This is a genomic window from Fusibacter paucivorans, assembly GCF_018390735.1.
Classification (GTDB): domain Bacteria; phylum Bacillota; class Clostridia; order Peptostreptococcales; family Acidaminobacteraceae; genus Fusibacter; species Fusibacter paucivorans.
This window is the reverse complement of record NZ_JAHBCL010000003.1, coordinates 151937-171252: the sequence shown is the minus strand read 5'-3', so window position 1 is coordinate 171252 and position 19316 is coordinate 151937. Positions and strand designations below refer to the sequence as shown.

15 protein-coding genes and 1 riboswitch are annotated in these 19316 nt (G+C 44.1%); of the genes, 11 read left to right on the top strand and 4 right to left on the bottom strand.

All coding sequences use genetic code 11. The features are described 5' to 3' along the window. Positions 1–247: 247 nt before the first annotated feature. Both hisD and KHM83_RS02910 read right to left on the bottom strand, forming a co-directional pair. Positions 248–1525, bottom strand: a complete 1278-nt coding sequence (gene hisD, locus KHM83_RS02915; RefSeq protein WP_213235405.1) for a histidinol dehydrogenase — start codon at positions 1523–1525, stop codon at positions 248–250. Then, positions 1525–1872 (bottom strand): cupin domain-containing protein, encoded by a 348-nt coding sequence (locus KHM83_RS02910; protein ID WP_213235404.1) that lies wholly within the window; start codon positions 1870–1872, stop codon positions 1525–1527. Before KHM83_RS02910 ends, hisD begins: the two co-directional genes overlap by 1 nt. A gap of 136 nt (positions 1873–2008) precedes the next feature. Here KHM83_RS02910 and KHM83_RS02905 point away from each other — a divergent pair, with 136 nt between their 5' ends. Together KHM83_RS02905 and KHM83_RS02900 are read left to right on the top strand one after the other, a co-directional pair. Beyond that, positions 2009–3382: an MATE family efflux transporter gene (locus tag KHM83_RS02905; protein ID WP_213235403.1), complete on the top strand. Its 1374-nt coding sequence runs from the start codon at positions 2009–2011 to the stop codon at positions 3380–3382. 71 nt (positions 3383–3453) lie between these two features. Next, positions 3454–3567, top strand: a riboswitch (FMN riboswitch). Between the two features lie 117 nt (positions 3568–3684). After that, positions 3685–4287, top strand: coding sequence for an ECF transporter S component (locus KHM83_RS02900; RefSeq protein ID WP_213235402.1), 603 nt, complete (start codon positions 3685–3687; stop codon positions 4285–4287). Between the two features lie 125 nt (positions 4288–4412). Here the strand turns inward: KHM83_RS02900 and KHM83_RS02895 are convergent, their stop codons facing one another. Beyond that, a complete protein-coding gene (locus KHM83_RS02895) occupies positions 4413–6227 on the bottom strand; it encodes a heme NO-binding domain-containing protein (RefSeq protein WP_213235401.1) in 1815 nt (604 codons plus the stop codon). A gap of 320 nt (positions 6228–6547) precedes the next feature. On the opposite strand from KHM83_RS02895, the gene KHM83_RS02890 reads away from it, so the two are divergent. Next, positions 6548–9139, top strand: a complete 2592-nt coding sequence (locus KHM83_RS02890) for an ATP-binding protein (RefSeq protein ID WP_213235400.1) — start codon at positions 6548–6550, stop codon at positions 9137–9139. On the opposite strand, the gene KHM83_RS02885 is transcribed toward KHM83_RS02890, so the two are convergent. Continuing rightward, on the bottom strand, positions 9136–10272 hold the full coding sequence (locus KHM83_RS02885) for a BREX system ATP-binding domain-containing protein (protein WP_213235399.1): 1137 nt from the start codon (positions 10270–10272) through the stop codon (positions 9136–9138). The genes KHM83_RS02890 and KHM83_RS02885 overlap by 4 nt on opposite strands. An 88-nt stretch (positions 10273–10360) precedes the next feature. Here KHM83_RS02885 and KHM83_RS02880 point away from each other — a divergent pair, with 88 nt between their 5' ends. The 8 genes from KHM83_RS02880 to KHM83_RS02845 all read left to right on the top strand — a co-directional run bounded on the left by KHM83_RS02880 (position 10361) and on the right by KHM83_RS02845 (position 19311). After that, the gene (locus KHM83_RS02880) at positions 10361–11605 is read left to right on the top strand and encodes a BaiN/RdsA family NAD(P)/FAD-dependent oxidoreductase (RefSeq protein ID WP_213235398.1); all 1245 of its coding nucleotides are present in this window, start codon (positions 10361–10363) and stop codon (positions 11603–11605) included. A gap of 83 nt (positions 11606–11688) precedes the next feature. Further along, positions 11689–11916 (top strand): FeoA family protein, encoded by a 228-nt coding sequence (locus KHM83_RS02875; protein ID WP_213235397.1) that lies wholly within the window; start codon positions 11689–11691, stop codon positions 11914–11916. A 9-nt stretch (positions 11917–11925) separates the two neighbouring features. Next, positions 11926–13767, top strand: coding sequence for a ferrous iron transport protein B (gene feoB, locus KHM83_RS02870; RefSeq protein WP_213235396.1), 1842 nt, complete (start codon positions 11926–11928; stop codon positions 13765–13767). 21 nt (positions 13768–13788) lie between these two features. Next, complete coding sequence (locus tag KHM83_RS02865) at positions 13789–13998, top strand: FeoB-associated Cys-rich membrane protein (protein WP_213235395.1); 210 nt, start codon at positions 13789–13791, stop codon at positions 13996–13998. A gap of 184 nt (positions 13999–14182) precedes the next feature. Next, positions 14183–16249, top strand: a complete 2067-nt coding sequence (locus KHM83_RS02860) for a hypothetical protein (protein WP_213235394.1) — start codon at positions 14183–14185, stop codon at positions 16247–16249. Then, complete coding sequence (locus KHM83_RS02855; RefSeq protein WP_213235393.1) at positions 16246–16485, top strand: hypothetical protein; 240 nt, start codon at positions 16246–16248, stop codon at positions 16483–16485. The genes KHM83_RS02860 and KHM83_RS02855 overlap by 4 nt, the downstream gene beginning before the upstream one ends. A gap of 141 nt (positions 16486–16626) precedes the next feature. Continuing rightward, on the top strand, positions 16627–17076 hold the full coding sequence (locus KHM83_RS02850) for a YaaR family protein (protein WP_213235392.1): 450 nt from the start codon (positions 16627–16629) through the stop codon (positions 17074–17076). Between the two features lie 12 nt (positions 17077–17088). Then, complete coding sequence (locus KHM83_RS02845) at positions 17089–19311, top strand: ATP-dependent helicase (protein ID WP_213235391.1); 2223 nt, start codon at positions 17089–17091, stop codon at positions 19309–19311. Positions 19312–19316 lie beyond the last annotated feature (5 nt).

Genomic DNA, 19316 nt, shown 5'->3' with positions numbered 1-19316 from the left:
GTATTATCCGATTAATGCAAAAATAAAACTGCTAGATTCAGGATCTTCGGAATCCCGATTTCTAGCAGTTTATTGTTTCGGAGATATCGGCTGTCAAAATTCACTATTTCCCGACAGCCCCTTTTTTAAATGCCTATCATAATGATAAGCATTATGACGGCAATATTCATATTAGGTTTTTCAATTGTCATTCAATTGCTGTCTAATTGTCATTCATCTGACATCAGTTGCGAACACCTGGAGATGCTTAATCTTTAAGTTTTATCAGCCGCTGTTCGACGGCGCTGGCATGAGCACTTAGACCTTCGGCGTGCGCCATGTTTGCTGCAGAAGGACCAAACACTTTGACAGCTTCGACAGATAATTTTTGATGTGTGACGGTCTTTAAAAATGTGCCTACTGAAACGCCGCCGGTATAACGTGCCGCTTTTAGTGTCGGCAGGGTGTGATTCGTCCCCGAAATATAGTCGCCGAATACTTCAGCAGAGTACTCGCCAATAAAAAGAGAACCATAGTTGGTGAGTAAAGGCATCAGCGAATCCGGATCTTCAACACAGAGTTCCAAGTGCTCAGGTGCCCAATCGTTAGCGAGTTTCACAGCTTCATCTAAATTGCTGACGAGAATCACTTCGCCATATTCAGCCCACGAAGCAGATGCAATTGCTTTGGTATCAAGTAATGCCAGCTGCGTCTCTACAGCTTTAATTGTCTGTAGTGCCAACGATTCGTCGGTGGTGATTAAAATTCCCTTTGCCAGCAGGTCGTGTTCAGATTGCCCCAAGAGATCTGCTGCAATGAGATTGGGATCAGCTGTGGAATCGGCGATCACCATGACTTCGCTGGGGCCTGCGACAAAATCTATGCCGACCTGTCCATAGCATTGACGCTTTGCTTCTGTGACATACTGGTTGCCGGGGCCGACAATAATGTCGACAGCGGGAACTTGTTCTGTGCCATAGGCAAAAGCGGCAATGGCCTGTGCGCCTCCGAGCTGATAGATGCCGTTGACGCCTGCAATATCCATAGCGACTAATGTTTCAGGTGCAACTTTTCCCGTGTGTTTTTGAACGGGTGAACAGGCAAAAACGTTTTTAACGCCTGCAACTTTTGCTGGGATTATCAACATGAGTGCAGAAGAGAACAACGGGTAATTGCCACCGGGTACATAACAGCAGCAGGCATTGACGGGAATGACCCGATGCCCTAGCAGGATACCGGGTGCAACTTCAATAGAATCAATATCCTTCAGCGAATCTCGCTGCGCACGTGCAAAGGCTTCAATATTAGCGGCCGCGCGTCGCATGTCGTCAATCAGCGCAGGTGATACCAGTTGATAGGCTGACTGGATAGCTTCGGCGGTTACTCTTAAGATCGGATTGGGGTTCTTGTCAAATTTTGTATTATAGGCGATCAGTGCATGATCACCTTCTTTTCGTACATTGGCGATAATGTCGTGAACGGTTTGTGACAGCCGCTCCAAGTCATCCTGTGGGCGTTCGCTGGCACGTTTGATATATGTGGTCATTATTGGTGTCCTTCCTCCGGTACAATACAAATGAATTTTAATGCGGATTGCCCTTTGTTGGAGAATTGATGCATAGCATTGGCAGGCACGTATGCATAGGCTCCCGGCGTTAATGGATTATCGACACCGTCTATGAAGAGTGTCCCTTCGCCTTCAATGACAAAATTAATATGCGGCCAAGGATGTTGATGTTTCGGTGAATAGCCCTCAGCGCCGAGCTCGACAACGCGCATCACATAGCCTTCCCAGCCTTCTTTTGGTGATACGAGAACCTTCATAAAAGCATTTTTTGCAGCATCGCTCATAACTTGAGCTGCTTCGAGTGTGTTAAAATTACCAACAACCATATTAGCCTCCTCAAATTGTTATTATTTTCTATCTTAACACCCTTTCCTTTAGAAAGCAATTCGGAAGTTGTTAGGGACACGAAACAATTGATTGTCCTTGTCATTCATGTTATACTTGCGATACCGGAGGGCGTGTATGGACTTTAGAAAAAGAAGAGAACAACTCTTGACGGAGCCTGTTGGGAAGGTGTTGATAACACTTGCCGTTCCCGTTATGATTAACAATCTCATTCAAACTTTCTACGATTTAACGGATACATATTTTGTCGGTCGCATCGGCGGGAACGAAGTTGCCGCGATTTCACTGGTGTGGCCAATACTATTCTTAATGATTTCATTTGGTATCGGCATGTCCATGGCCGGCGCGACGCTGATTGCCCAATATATTGGCAGTGGCAATGAGCAGCAGAGTCGGCGTATTGCAGGGCAGATTATTTCTTTTCTGCTGATGATAGCTGTCGCCATCGGTTTAATCGGTTACTCTTTAACGCCTTCAATTGTTTATTGGATGGGTGCGAGAGATACGCTTTTTACCAATGCTTCAACATATTTAAAAATTATGTTTGCCGGTTTGCCGGCGATGTTTATGATGTTTGCTTTCAATGCCATTAAGCAGGGGCAGGGCGATAATATTTCGCCGATGATTTTTGGTGCTGTTTCAGTGGGGATCAATGTTGTGTTGGATCCGATTTTTATCTTTGCTTTAAATCAGGGAATTGCCGGTGCGGCGAGGGCGACAATTTTGGCGCGTGCCCTTGTAGGGCTTCTTTCGGTGGCGACACTGTTTTCGACTCGGCATCAGCTTGAGCTTCAGCTGTGGGACTTGGTACCGGATATGCGTGAAATTATGAAAATATGCCGGCTCGGCATTCCGTCATCACTTGGACAAGCAATGCAGGCGCTGGGATTTACAATTTTAAATGTCTTTCTCGTAGGTTTTGGTGAAGTGACCTTAACGGCATTTGCTATCGGCAATCGCGTGAATTCGCTAATCATCATGCCCACGATGGGAATAGGTAATGCGCTTTCCACTGTGGTGGGGCAAAACCTTGGTGCAGATAATGTCACACGGGCAAGAGAGGCCGTTAAGCGAAGCGTCATTATTTCGACGATAACACTTGTAACAGGTGCAATGATTATGTATCCGTTTTCAGATCGGCTCATCAGTATTTTTACACAAAACCCTGAGGTCGTCTTTCACGGCGGTAATTATTTAAGGCTCATTATGCTGTCGGCGCCGCTGATGGGTTTTTTCCAGATTCTCAATGGTACATTTCAAGGGTCAGGTCACACAGTGTTCAGTATGATTTTGCTGATGGGAAGACTGTGGGGATTAAGGCTGCCGATGATTGTGGCGCTGAGCCATACCCCGTCTTTCGGTCCAAATTCTGTTTGGTATGCGATGATCGCCAGCAATTTCATTATTTGTTGTGTTGGATGGGGGATCTACTTTACGGGACGTTGGCAGCGCAAAGTTATTAAAGATGTTCAGACGGTGGTTGAGCGATAGGTGAACTTTAATAAATAATTCACAATTGGACAGTTGACGTATGAAGCGGATGATGCTATGATAAAGTTGTAATAAATCTTCAGGGCGGGGTGTAATTCCCCACCGGCGGTAAAGCCCGCGAGCCGAAAGGCTGATCCGGTGTCATTCCGGAGCCGACAGTATAGTCTGGATGGAAGAAGATGACGTTTTTTTTATGATCTTTTACCCTGAAGTGCCTTGTGCTTCAGGGTTTTTTGATGCATTGATGTCTCCATTAATGTTTCTCTGAAGCAATAGAAAACGATGCATAAGGAGGCACCGAAATGACAACGAAAACAAATCAAAGGATGTCGGTTTCAACCATGACAAAAGTGGCAATGCTAAGTGTTCTGGCATTTATCTTAATGATGATTGAATTGCCGCTGCCCATTTTCCCGGGCTTTTTAAAGATTGACTTAAGTGATGTCCCGGCTTTAATTGCAGGGTTTGCACTTGGGCCTGTTGCAGGGGTTGCCGTTGAGGCGATCAAGAATATTCTGCACCTTCTCAGGACTTCTACCGGCGGTGTTGGCGAACTGGCTAACTTCCTGATTGGCGCGGCAATTGTGCTGCCGTCTGCACTGATGTACCAGCGAAAACGCACGCGAACCAGCGCGATGATTGGATTGGCGATTGGTACAATCGCCATGGCAGCAATGGGAGCGTTTGCAAACCTTTATGTACTGATTCCGTTCTATACGAACTTCATGCCGATTGATGCCATTGTGGCAATGGGATCCGCTGTGAATGGCAGCATTGACAGTATTACAACATTAGTGCTTTATGGAATTGTACCATTTAATCTCTTAAAGGGTCTTGTGGTTTCACTTTTTACAATGCTTTTGTATAAACATATTTCGCCGATTATCTCAAAGCGAAGTGCTTAAGTGATGTAGGCATTGATATAGACAGTAAAGATATAGATTAGCGGTGCGTGTGATCAACACGGCTAAGAAGCGTAAAAAAACACCTGTACCAATTTGGTACAGGTGTTTGTGTTTTTTGGTGTAAATTACAATTTGTAACGCTGCAATTCCTTTTTGAGGAAGAGAATAACTTCTTCGAGTTCTTGGATGTTCTCTGTCAAATGTGTGATTTCTGAAGAGAAGTTGGTGACATTGGCACTCATTTCTTGTGATGTCGCAGAATTTTCTTCTGCGATTGCCGCAAGTGTATGCATATTTTCGAAAACGCGGTTGATTTTATCGGTTTCAGTTGAGAGCTGATTGGAAATTTCAGCAATAGAAGTAGAGACGGTTTTGATTTGCGAAGCCGCTATTTTACTTTCTTCTGTGACACTTAACATGGTTTTGGTCCCGTTTTCAAGCTGTATAAACTGATCGCCGACTTGATTGACCATATCGTTGACACCGCGGGTGAATTCGTTGAGGCTTTGATTAATGGTATTGACGGCGCCTTTTGAATCTTCAGCTAATTTTCGAATTTCTTCTGCGACGACGCTGAAACCTCGACCCATTTCACCCGCGCGGGCCGCTTCGATGGAAGCGTTTAAGGCGAGCAGGTTTGTCTGCTCGGCAATGGATTCTACGGTGCTTACAATCGTGATGATATCACCGATCTTTTTGCTGAGTGCACTGCCTTGTTCATTAACGCGACCGAAATTATCTTTAACCGCATTGAGATCTGAAGAAGCGCGTTCTAAGTCGACAAAAGCCAATTCGATTTTTTCAACAGAAGTTTCCAGTTGTTCTTTGCCGCTTAATTCTTTTTGACTGATCTGATTGAGCACTTCGATGTTATCGGAAAGAATGCTGACGGAGTTTTCTGTTTCTTCAGCCTGATGCGTTGCACCTTCTGCAACTTCTTGCACGGCTCTTGAAATCAACTCAGAAACTTGCCCCATATTGGTAGCGACATTTGAAAATTTTTCTGAGAAAGAATAGAGATCATCCAGACCGCCTTTGAGGTAAGTGATTTCTTCGCGCAGGTTTTCTTTAACATGCGTCATTTCATCAAAAACTTTTTCTAGGGGATCGTTGGAAGAAATATAAACATCTTCATTAAATTTCAGCTCGCTGATGTGCTTCATTTCTTCTGTGATGCTGCCAATCGGTTTAAAGACTATTGCCCCCGTTATGAGGCTGGCGATGAGGTAAAAGACGGGAACGCCGATGAGCAGTGGTAAATTACTGGTTCCTGAGAGCAAGAAGATGAGTAGTGCCGACAGGAGTGTTGGCAAAACGATAATCTTACCGGAAAGTGTTCGAAGAAAGCCAAAAGATAACAGTTTAGAAGCGGGATAATTAATCACGCGGTGGGTTCCCTTTTCGAACGTTAACTGTACTCTCACAACATGTGTGCCATCACTGTCTACTTTTCGTTCTAAGACTTTCGCGTCGATTTTTTCACCAAAATGTTGTCCGACACCAGTGAGGAGTCCCAAAAAGTAGTCGATGAGTCCTCGTTTTGATTTGTATGTGATAATGACATTTTTATCATCAATTTCTTCAGGAATAAGTCTAGGCGGTTTTGCGCCGGGAATCATTTTTGTCAGTTGCGTATGCACCTTGTCCATGAGCATGAGAAAACCCTTTGCCGATGATTTCTCAAAATAAGAGGGAAACCACTTGTAAAATGATTGAATATTATTTTCGCCGAGTTTTCGCCAAAGTTCCTCAGAGGAGATGTTGTCGTTTTTGGCAAAGGCATCCATTAGTGCTAAAATACGCTTATCTTCAATTTCTTCAAGCGGTGTGATGATTCGGTTGGGATTCCATCCTTGATTTTGAAGGATATTATTCTTTACGTTTTCACCATACATATTGGTCATGGTATTAAGCCAAATGTTTACTACAGTACCTTTCATGTTTTTAGCAACCTTTCTGAATCGTATTTGTTTATCGGATGTCTAAATATAAATGATGTTTAAATGAGGGAATTGAAATGATGTGATTTCCTCAACTATAAATACCGGATAAAATGGGCTCCATGTTAAATGTATTTGCCGAGATGCAAGAAAATAGAGTGCCCTTATTTCTTCTTATTATAACTCTTTTCACAAAAGATATGAAACAGTATTTTACGAGCTGGCGTAACAATTTAAGGGATTTTATGTGAAATATCTGTAAATAAAAACGCGTGGTGTGGTAAAATTTTATAAAGGGAGTTTAATATGGGGGAGGATTCATGAAAAAACGCAGATTGATTATGGCTGTTCTACTGATTATCAGTTCGATCAGCATGATGGTTGCTTTTAATAAAACGTTGTGGGCCTATGGGGATTTAAACTTGGATCAATCGTGGTCCTATTTGCCAAATCAATATGCCAGCCCAATGGATAAAATGCCTGATGGCTTGGAAATCGTTGATTTAAAACTATTCACGAATGGCTTGCTTGGCAGTTCAGAGCGTATTAGGGGAACGCTCTATAAGAAAATTGAACTACCGAGAACATGGCTCGGTGAGGATTTGATTTTATATAATAACGTCTTTCGAGATAATGCAAAAATCTATGCCGACGGACAGCTCGTCGCCGTACAGGGCAGTTTTTCAACAATGGGCAATAAAGCAATGGTTAGTACCATTGAACAATATATTGTCATTGAGCCAATGGGGCGCGACTTAACGCTCATGGTGCTTTTCGACGGCTACAGTGATCACATTGGGGCGTTTGACGATTTATATCTTATGCCGTCGAAACAAATGTTTGGCAGACTCAATATTCTATTTGGCGTGCAGACAGCCGGTTTTATTATGACGTTGATTCTTCTGCTGATGGTTTCCTTGAAACCGCTTCCAAAGTATCAGAAGCGTTCGGAGCTCGTTTTTGTATCGCTGATTATTTTACGGTGGGTTTCAATTGTCAGTTCACCAATTGTGAATCAGCTGCCGATTTCGTTGAATTTTTGGATACGTTTTGGTGCCGTCATTCAGATCTTAATGCTTTGTTATGCGCTTATTATTCTCTTTGAGCGCAAAGAGATCTGGAAGAAGCGCTTGAATGTCATGTTGGCGGTTTTTACGTTTATTATCATTATTGCGCTGTTGCTTTATGAAGCAATGAATGTCAAATGGGTCGTTCTCGGTTATGCTGCTTTGGTGACGGTGCTCTATATGATTTTTCGAAACGAGATCAGGGCAACGGATCGTTTTGCTGAGATGATGGTGGTTAACGTGTGTCTGTTGGCAGATGTCTTTTATCGCGTTAAAGCGTTCTCCCCACCGATGCATCTGTTTATTCTTGCAGTTTATGGCGTTGTTTGGCACTTTTTCAATGCAAGAGAAATGGTATCAAATGCAGAAGAGGGCATCCATGAAACACTGCCGAAGCGCATTGAGACCTGTGACGGTGATGAGACAGCCGGCATTTATGAAGAGGTGGTTGATCGGTTGAATTTAATGGCGATTTCCATTTTTGATTCAAAGACGGTTTTTTCGACAAGAGCAGAGGCCTTTTTTGGCGATGTACTTGGGTTTAGAGGGCTTCATGAAATACTGCTGCCAAATGACGCTGAACAGGCGGAATATCTCAAAGAAATCTTAGAACGCATTGTTGCAGCTGGCTCTCTTGAAGAACGCATCGTTTACTTGGAGTTGCTGCCAAAGGGGATACATCACGGTGAAAGGTATCTCAGTCTCGAGGGATACTGGTCGGATCGGAGCAAATGCCTGATGCTCATTTTGAACGATACCACTGAAATAAACGCAAAGGAACGTCATGCGCTAAAAGTGCGTCAGGAAATGGAAACCATTATTGAGGTGCTTCGCAATCAACAGGATTTTATTGCCTTCAAAAAGAATTATGAACAGTTTATTCAGATTTTAAATGAGCAGTTGCATCGCGAACAGTGTGATGTGATTAAGCTAATGGCCTTTGTCATTACCAAGCTCAATTTTTTCATGATCAAACTCAAGCTCTTTAAAATCGATGAAGGTGTTTCGCGGATTGAGAGGATTGTGTCCGACTTAGAAATGCTTCAGGCGCAGCAAAAAATGACGGCGCTGGTCCAATTTGACACGTTAATGGCAAGTTATCAGATGTCAACAGTGCTGGATGATGTCTTCAAATGGCTGGCCCCTTACATTCGCCATAATGACGGCGATTATCATCAGCGGCTCATCAGTGTCGTTCAGCTAAAGATGCTTGAAGAGCTTATTGAAACGTTGCCGGAAGACGAAACGAAGGCGACACTCAAGTCGCAGCTATGGCGTACGCAGCATTTGAGGTTCAAAGAGCTCGTCAAAACGTATAACCAATATACGCAGGATTTTGCCAAGGCACTTGGCAAGAAAGTACGGAAAATTGAAATAACAGGCGATGATATCTATATAGATTATGAGCGAAATGACTATTTTACGAAGGGCTGTTTAATTATACTGAACAACGCCATCGCGCACGGCATTGAATCACCCGCAGAGCGCGTTCGACGCAAAAAGAGCGAATGGGGAACAATCAGTGTTGTGCTAAAAGGCAGTGCATCCGAGATTATGATCATCGTTCATGATGACGGGCGCGGTTTTGACGTGGATGCTATAAAAGCAAGAATGCTCGAAGCACATCCAGACGCGTACGATGTGATCAAGCAGCTTTCAGATGAATCGGTATTAAACCATTTGCTTGAAGGCACCTATGCTTATAAAGGAACAGCAGACATGGGACTTCAAACCTTAAAAGGCGAAGTTGATTCACTAAAGGGAACATTGCGTATCGAAACGGAGAAACATGCTTTCAGCAGGCTCATTATTACCATCCCAAATGAAAAAGCCTATGTCTTCTAGGATGACGGCATTTGCGCGTCATCCTCGTGATGACAAGTGTCGAGATGTGCGATGAGCGAAGTGACAAATTGACGCGTATTGGCTGCTGTCACAAGTGAATCGATGGTGTGTAACATGCGTGTGTTGTCGATAGAGACATTGTCAGCATAAGCCTCACGGTAAATGCTGGCAATTTTTATCCCCAGCGATTTGAGCTGATCGCTGCTTAGCGGCGTCAAGCACGAGATGGGCTGTGTTAAATTCGTACCATCAAAAGCAGCGGGGTTGGTATAATTGAGCCTCTGTGCCAATGAAGGCAGTGATAAGATTCCCTTATCGGCATCTTCTATTAGTGACTTTGAACCTGAGAAATAAAAGAGTGCGTGCTGCAAATCGCCGAGATCAATTAATTGTTTTAAATTCTGGAAAGCGGCGTTTCGGAGGTCAGAGCGGTAGTCCATGATTAAGTCCAGTTCATCAATAAAGACGACGAGTCCCTTGTAATCAAGCAATGTCAGAAGCTTGCAGAAAGCGCTTAAAAAATCCAAAGTGTTTGTCTTGTCGACAAAACCGGTTAAACCGTATTTTTGCTTAAGTGCATATGGAATTTGACGTTCGCCAGTTAACCAAGCTGTGGTAACCTGCTGCATTTCTGGGTTTTTTTGAATGCGTGCACGCATAAAAGACAAAAATGCGCGTGCAAAATTCATATTATACTGAGATAGCGCCTGACAGACGGCATTGATTTCAAATCTGTTTTGATTGGGAAAAGGTGAATGCTGCAAATTGTTGAGCCAAATTTCAAAGAGATCATTAAAAGATGCTTTGCCCGTTGCATGGTGTTTAACCGATAAATTGTGCATAATGGCATAGTAAAAATCATTGATTTTATTAAAACGAAACCCGTCTTGGATTTGGAGTGTTGCAATGACATAATCTTTTTCAAGCGCATGACGCTTTAAAGTCGAGATGAGCTCAGATTTGCCGGTGCCAAAATCGCCGAGCATTAACTTGACGGCACTGGCGCCGTCTTTTATAAGCGCGAGCTGCGTGTTGAAAGCACGGATTTCATTTTCGCGGCCGAAACTCTGCCAGCTGGATTCAGCTGGTGGTGTGCCGTATCTCAGCGCGTTGATGATGGCTTTTGATTGCAATGCGGACCTCCGGGATCAGGTAAATGCGTTAGTGGCAATGATTTAACCAATAATAACTACCTTTATATTATAACTTTTTGAACGTTTTATGAAAATAGTGATTCCGATGAAGAAAGGGGCGTCAGATGTGATTTGGGAATGCGTCATTGTAGGGGCTGGTGCTTCGGGGCTTTATGCTGCCGCACAGCTGGAGATGCAGAACGTGCTGGTTTTAGAGAAAAAACATCGCGCGGGCTTAAAACTCGGCGTCAGCGGCGGCGGACAGTGTAACTTAACGCATGAAGGTTATGCTAAAGATTTTTTTGATCATTACGGTGCGCATAAAAGTTTTGTGAAACACGCTTTGAAAGCGCACGATGCAAGTGCTGTGCGACAGTTTTTCAAACATTTGGGTGTCGAGACAGTAACCCGTGAAGACGGCAAGATTTTCCCTGCGGATTTTAGAGCGCGGAGCGTTATTCGCTCACTGATAAATCGCATTGAAAACCTTGGACACGTCATACAATACCAGCAGCGCGTTACGGAAGTTGCGCAGTGGTCAAATGGCTTCCTTATCAAAACAAAAGATGCTGTTTACCATTCAAAGCGCGTGATCATCGCAACGGGTGGGCAGTCATACCCGAGTTTGGGATCGGAAGGCGATGGTTATGCACTTGCCGAAATGCTTCATTTGCCGCTTACGGCAGTCGCACCGGGGCTGACGGGCATTTTGTGTAGTGATAAGGCGCTGGCGGCACTTAGCGGCGTCGGGTTAAGCGCAATCAACATGGTGCATTATCCATCGCAGAAGCAATATACTGGGGACTTGCTCATTACACATTTTGGTCTTTCAGGGCCGGTTATTATCAATAACAGCCGAGATTTCAAAGCAGGCGACAGACTTGGCGTAAATTGGCTGGGTGAGGATCCCGGTAAAGTTCAACAGCGAATAAAAAGTATTATCGAAGCCAATGGCGGGCAGCATTTGCGCTACTTATTGAACCAGTTTGAACTGCCGGATCGTTTAAAGTCGCTGATTATCAGTCGCATGGCGATGGATGAACAGCGAAGACTCGCTGAATTCAGCCGAGAAAACCGCCAGCAGCTGATGACATGGCTGACGGCATATCCGATTGCCATCAAAAAGCTACAGGGCTATGATACTGCGATGGTCACTGTAGGCGGTATTGCGACAACGGCGATATCGTCCAAGACGATGGCGGCAAAAAACGTCGATAATCTCTATATTGTCGGTGAATTGATGGATATTGATGGAGACACGGGAGGGTATAATTTGCAGTGGGCATTTTCAAGTGCCTATGCGGCGGTTCAAGCAATATTATCGACAATCTAGGTGCATGACATTGACATTCATTCTCGATAATGATAAAATATTAACATAGATGAGAGCAATTATCAGTATCGGGAGTGTACAAAATGGCATTAGTGCAAATGGGATGTGGGCAAATCGTAAAACTGAATCAAATTGCAGGCAGTGACAAGCTTAAAAAGAAGCTGGAAGATATGGGGCTTACAACTGGCGTAGAATTTACAACCGTGATGAGAACGCGTCGCGGGCCAATGGTTATTGAGCTTAGAGGAACCCGTCTGGCGATTTCAAAAGAAGTTGCAAGCTATATTGATGTTACGCCAATTCAGAACTAAGAGGTAATTATGAAGCAGTTGAATATCGCAATTGCCGGTAATCCGAATTCCGGCAAGACGACGCTCTTCAACACGCTGACCGGCGGCAATCATTATGTAGGCAACTGGCCAGGCGTTACAGTAGAGAAAAAGGAAGGCAGCCGAAAGTTTGGGCAATGGGCGCTTTCAATAACAGATTTGCCGGGGATCTACAGTTTAGAGCCCTACAGTATCGAAGAAATTGTCACAAAGGCATATATTATAGATGAAAAACCTGATCTCGTAATCAACGTGGTGGACGGCACCTTGTTGGAACGAAATCTCTATTTGACAACACAGCTTATGGCGCTGGATGTGCCAATGGTTTTAGCCGTCAATATGATGGATGAGCTGGAAAGACGACAAATTAAGTTAGACGCAGCAGCATTGTCAAAGTCGCTTGGCGTTGAAGTCGTAATGATTTCAGCGCAGAATAAGCATAATATCGATAAACTGCTAGAACGCGCGGTGACTGTGGCAACTGATAGGCGTGATGTTCAGGCAGATCAGAGACGATCCGATGTCGTTGACAGAATTGAACGCGATGCGACGGAAGAGGATGCATCACAGCGGCGTTATGCGGTTATTCAGTCTATATTATCTGTATGCTTAGCCTATCAAACGGTTAAATATGATGAACGGACAGCAAAGCTGGATCGTTTTTTTATGAATGAAGCCATCGGGTTACCGATATTTTTTTTGATTATGGCTTTTATTTTTTATATGACTTTTGAAGTGGGGGGCATTTTTTTAGATGTCATTGACCGCTTTTTTACAAATATGCTGACACCGGCAGTCGTATCGGTTCTTGGATCGGCAGGGGTTCACGATTGGCTGATCCAGTTAATTGGCGATGGCATTATCGGCGGCGTCGGCGGCGTGTTGACATTTGTACCGAATATCGCTATTTTATTTCTTTTTATTTCCTTTTTGGAAGATACCGGCTATATGGCGCGGGTCGCCTACATCATGGATCGATGGATGACGCATTTTGGATTGAACGGTAAGACGTTTGTGCCAATGATTCTGGGGTTTGGCTGCAATGTACCGGCAATTATGGCGACGCGTACAATTGAAAATGAAAAAGACCGATTGCTTAGTATATTGATTAATCCCTTTGTTTCGTGCGGGGCGAGATTCCCAGTTTACGTGCTGTTTGCCTCTGTTTTTTTCAAAGGTTATGAAACGATTGTGACGTTTTCGCTATATGCACTGGGGATTGTGATTGCACTGCTTGCTGCAGTTGTTTTTCGAAAGACGCTGTTTCGCGAGAATGAATCCCATTTTATTATGGAATTGCCCGTCTATCGGATGCCATCGGTTAAAACACTTGGGATTCATGTATGGGAGCGTGTTAAAGGCTATATTGTCAAAGCTGGGACGGTTATTTTTGCAGCTTCTGTCATCCTTTGGCTCTTGTTGAATTTTAACCTATCCGGCATGACGAATATCGATTCGAGCTTTGGTGCTGCCATAGGAAGGGCGATAGCGCCAATTTTTAAACCGCTTGGATTTGGAACTTGGGAAGTGGCATTGTCGCTTTTGACAGGGATGGTGGCAAAAGAAGTCATTATTTCCAATATGGCTATTGTGCTGGGATCACTGGATGGTGACGCTTCCTTTCTAACGGCTCTTCAATCGTTGTTTAATAGTGTTAGCGCATACGCTTTTCTGGTTTTTGTATTGCTGTACACACCTTGTATTGCAGTTGTCGGTGTCATTAAACGCGAGACGAATTCGTGGAAGTGGACATTTTTCTCTGTGACGTATCAATTTGTTGTCGCATGGATTGTCGCTTTTATCTTTTATCGGATCGGTCTCATTCTATTTTGAGGCGTATAAAGGAAGGTGCAAATGCATTTGATTTTAAATGTTGTCATCGCGGTGGCGATTATAGCGTATGCCGCTTATGTCATCCGAAAAACAGTTTTAAAAGTTAAAGCAGGTAAGTGCATGAGTTGTACCAATAATCCTGAGGATGACTGCCATTGCAGGCGCGTTGATGGGATTGTTGGTTTCGGAGATGAAAAAAGAAATGACAAAGAGGACAAAAGGCCTGATTAGTATCATGATTCCCGTCTTTGTATGATGGCGGGTATCGTGCTGTCGCCAATAGATGCAATGAATGTTGCCCCTGAAATTTTTTAGGGGTATTTTTCATGACTTTTTTGGCGCTAATGATCATGAGGATTAGCTAAGCGGTTGGCGGCTAAATGCCGATAATACAAGTGAGAGAAAGGAGTATCGCATGAAGATTTCCCAGTTTTTTTCATCGCTGACACAACCGCAAAGTGTCTTGGCGCCTAAACAAGACGATCGTGTGACCACTGGCAGTGAACGCACTTTAGAAACACAAAGCAGTGTTCGAGACAATAAAATTGCTAAGCTCTTATCCAGATATAATGTGACGGCATCGGAAGATGACCTTGATGAGATAAATCATTTTATGGACAAAGCTTCTGGAACAGAAGCTCAAAAGCTCAATACACTTGAGACAGCGCTTGCCAAGGGCATTGAGCCGACGGATTCGAATTTATCTGACTTGCACAGCGCTTTAAATGATGCAGCGCTAACGGCTGAACAGATTGATACACTGGCTGTACCAAAGGAGGCAACTGCCGCCGATACAAAGGCCGTCATTGCCAGCCTTAAGCTGCCAAAGGCAATAAAGGCGGTTCTTTCAGAAATGGTCGATCAAGGCTATACGCTTAAAGAGGCGACTGCTATGCTGGCGAATGCACTTGGGATTAGCATGCCTGCTGACGGCAGTGCCATGAAGGCTTTAATGAAGGCGATGTCAAAGCTTTCGGTCGAAAGTGTTGCGAATGCACTATCGACACTTGGACTTGAAAATAGCGCCGTCTCAACGACCGAGACAGCAGCCGATTTGATTGCCGAAATACGCCTTGATACAATCGCCAAAACAGAAACGCCAGATATTGCATCAGCGGATTCTTTAGCAGGGAGTAAAGCAGAAGGTGATCTGTTGTCTAATCGTGAAGTACAGCCGCAAACAAAAATGTCTGCGGATCAAACGGGGGCTAAAGCAAGCGATGATCCAAAAGATGACAGCATGGTCTACGAAGAGAATGCTGTGTGGCATAACGATGATAATGCTGTAGTACCGGAGGGTTTTGAAGCCATGGTGATGGAAGCGGTAAATGCCGTTGCCGCCAATTTGGAATCGCTGACAGGTGAGCTAGCAGTAAAACAATATCTTGTCACAGAAACAACGGCAATGGGAATTGAGATGAAAGCGCAATTTGATGCTTTTAAATCGGAGGTCACAGAAACGTTGGCGGCGCCGGAGGCGCAAACGGCTGAGGCATTGGCATCTTCTGTTGCAAAAGCAATCGAAATGATCGACAAGACGATCACGCAAAAAGAAGTGACGCTGTATAGTACCATGCAGACGGAAAGGGACTTGCTTCTCACGTCCAGCGAGTTGCGCGAAGCATCTAATCTATTGGCAGAAGGAAAAATTTCAGATGCTGTCGAAATTGTGTCAAAAGCACATGATACTGTTAAAAATCTGTTTTTCAATCCTGACAGAAGACAGGTGATGCTCTTCGTGACACAGCGCGCGGAAAGCGCAAAACAAGTACTCGAACCCGGATCAGTGCAATCTTCACAGAAAATCCAAACAATCCTTTCTCAGCTTCAAGATGACCAAGGCCGCCATCATGCAAGAGACGTTGTTGAAACGTTGCGTTTCATGGGCAGTAACCATGAGTCAGAAGTCGTCAGCAGCCTTGAAGGCAGAGATCATCAAAATGATCATGAACTGATACGCACGAATGTTAAGGAAATACTGCTAAAAATGGCAAAGGAAGATAGTGAACAGCGTACGGTTAGCAGCACTGAGAAATCACTCATGAATTTAGCTGGACAGCAGATGATGAACGACCAGCAGCAAAACGGCAAAAGGCCATTTTACTTTTTCAATTACCCGATTTCTGAAGCAAATGATGTAGGCGAAATGAAAGTTTATGTTACCGGACAAAACAGACAATCACAAGTAGACTGGCAGAATTCAGAACTCTATTTTGGCATGGACCTTGGCAACATTGGCAAGACGGGCATCAAGATCAGCATTCAAAATGGTGATGTCAGTATTCAAGTCTTAAATGATCAGCATGAAGCCCTGACAGCCGTGCTTGAGACTTATAAAGAAGATATGACAGCTGCCGGGTTTAAGCAAGTGTCCGTTCAGGGTACTCCTTATGAGGACAAGAAACCGAACGCCGTGGTCGAAACGCAGACAGCGGTTGCAGAGCAAGTGATTCAAGATGGAAAGGTGGATATGAAAGTATGAATCCTTATCAAAAATCTTATGGTGAAGACGATTATACTGCATCGGATTTAACACATTATGCCGAGTCGATTATTGAAGCGGCAAATGCAGCCCAAAAACCGATTACACAATCACCTGAAAAAGTTAAACATATGATTAGCCACGATATCCGCCATATGCTTCCGCCTCAGATTTATGAATTAATTGGACTCGTTGCGGCGGCTGTAGAAACGGCAGTAGAAGAGTCAGAGGCGTAATCTGAAATTATTTACTGTGAAAATAAAGAACAGACGTTTGTGAAACCACTCTAAATTGGGTATAATAAGAGTGGTATTTTTATGATTCGAACAGGACGATCTCGGCGCCTGCAATTCGCAACGGGATAGAAGAGAGGGCATATGAAAGTTAATAAATCGTCTAAAACCGGTTCGGCGTCCAAATCCAAGGCGCCTGTAAAGAAAGAAGCAACTGAAGTACCACGTGTTTCCTTCACTGAAATACTGGCAATCAAAGACTACCAGGAACAGAAGGATGCATTGCAAAAAGTACTTGATGAAATTGATTCCAGAGGGCAACTGCTTATTGAAAATCGGACAGTTGAAAATCTGTACGCGTATAAAGAGATGATTAAAACATTTGTCGATGAAGTGGTGAACAATGGTTATGAAGTAAAAGAACGCCGCAGCTTTTCAAGAGGCGGTCGATCAAAAGTGATGAGAACGGTATCGGAAATTGATGCAAAACTCGTTGAACTCACCAATCTGATTATTAAACGAGAACATAAGGAAATTAATGTCTTGAAGAAGGTAGGCGAGATTCGAGGGCTGTTGATTAATCTGATGATTTAATAAGGAGGCATTATGGATTTATCGTCTTTAAACCCGGCGCAGTCGCGTGCTGTTATGGCCGTCGAGGGGCCGATTTTGGTACTGGCAGGTGCTGGGTCTGGGAAGACGCGCGTATTGACGCATCGCATTGCGTCGCTGATTGAAACACATGATATTTTTCCATCGAACATCTTGGCAATTACGTTTACCAATAAGGCGGCCAATGAAATGCGGGAGCGGATTGAACACTTAATCGGCCCAGTGTCGCAGCAGATGTGGGTTGGCACTTTTCATGCCATTTGTGTGCGCATTTTGAGGCGTGACGGCGATAGGATCGGTTTTGGCAACGATTTTGTCATCTATGATACGGCGGATCAAAAGGCGCTGCTAAAAGTTTGCTACAAAGAATTAGGCATAGATGATAAACGTCAGCCGCTTAAATCCACACAGTATAAAATTTCGAACGCAAAGAATGATATGCTGACGCCGGAAGGCTATGAAAAGGAATTTGGCGGGGATTTCACAGAACGCGATTTTATCAAGCTCTACAAGCGCTATCAGGAAAAGATAAAGCAAAATCAGGCGATGGATTTTGACGATCTTTTACTGAATACCCTATTGTTGTTTAAAGAAGCACCGGACGTACTCGCCGGTTATCAGCAGCGTTTTCGCTATATTCACGTCGATGAATATCAGGATACCAACCGTGCACAATATCTGCTCATCAAAGCACTTGCCGGCAAGCATCACAACTTATTCGTAGTAGGCGACGGCGATCAGTCTATTTATAAATGGCGTGGTGCTGATATCCGTAATATTCGCGAATTCGAATTGGATTATCCGGGTGCTCAACTGATAAAACTAGAACAGAATTACCGTTCGACACAGTACATTCTCGACCTTGCCAACAGTGTTATTAAGCAGAATCCCAATCGAAAGGACAAAGTACTCTGGACCGATCGCGGAAAGGGTCAAAAGGCAAAGTACTACAAAGCTTATGATGAAAGAGATGAGGCGAATTTTGTCGTACGCCAGATTAAACGACTTGTTCGCGAAGAAGGGTATCGTTATAAGGATTTTGCCATTCTCTATAGAACCAATGCGCAGTCCCGTGCTTTTGAAGACTTGCTCATTGTAGAGCAAGTTGCCTATAAAGTCGTTGGAGGTCTTAAATTCTATGAGCGAAAGGAAATTAAAGACATCCTCGCATATCTGAAACTCGTGGTCAACCCTCAAGATGATGTGAGCTTTCAGCGCGTTATCAATGAACCTAAGCGAAGTATCGGCGGCAAGTCAATTGAAAAACTTCAAATGTATGCACAAGAACGAGGCTTGAGTTTATTGGAAGCTTGCGGCGAACCGGAAGCGATGGCTCTACTAAGCGGCAAAGCGCGGCAAGGAGCCGAAGCGTTTTATCAGATTATCGGGGCATTAAAGGCCAAAGTTGACACGGCATTTGTCTCGACAATTTTTGATGACTTAATGGCACAGACGGGGTTGATAACACTTTATGAGCAGGAAAGAACCATTGAGGCGGATGCCAGAATTGATAATATTTATGAATTCAAGAGCGTTATTGATGCTTTTGAACAGCGGAATGAAGCGCCAAATCTTAGAGACTTTTTGGCGGAAACGACACTTCGCAGTGATCAGGACAGCATTGAGGACACCGATGACAGTATATTGCTCATGACTATTCATGCTTCAAAAGGGCTTGAGTTTCCCGTCGTATTCTTAGTTGGACTCGAAGAGAACCTCTTTCCAAGCTTTCGCGCAGCGGATGATCCAGAAGCATTAGAAGAAGAGCGCCGCCTCTGCTATGTTGGGATTACGCGTGCTGAGAATATGCTCGTCATCTCGCACGCCATGAACCGTACGCAATACGGGCGCTACGAGGCGCGTTTTCCAAGCGTATTTTTAACAGAAATGGATACTGCGTGTATTGACGGTATTGATCCAGCGGGCGTTGAAATGCCACACAAAGAGAAGCCGAAACAAAGCTATTTTAGTATTGGCAAATCATCTGTCGCCGCGAGTAAACTCGTACCGAAACCGATGAAGCCAACAGAGGCCGCACAGACGGGATCGGTTGAAAATATTGATTTCGTCTATAAGCCAGGCGCCAAAGTAATGCACAAAGTCTTTGGCAGCGGGATGATCATCAGTGTCAACGGTTCGATATTGACCATTGCTTTTGACAATAAGGGGATCAAGAAGCTCGACGCGGATATTGCGCCGTTAAAACCAATTGGTTAGGGGTT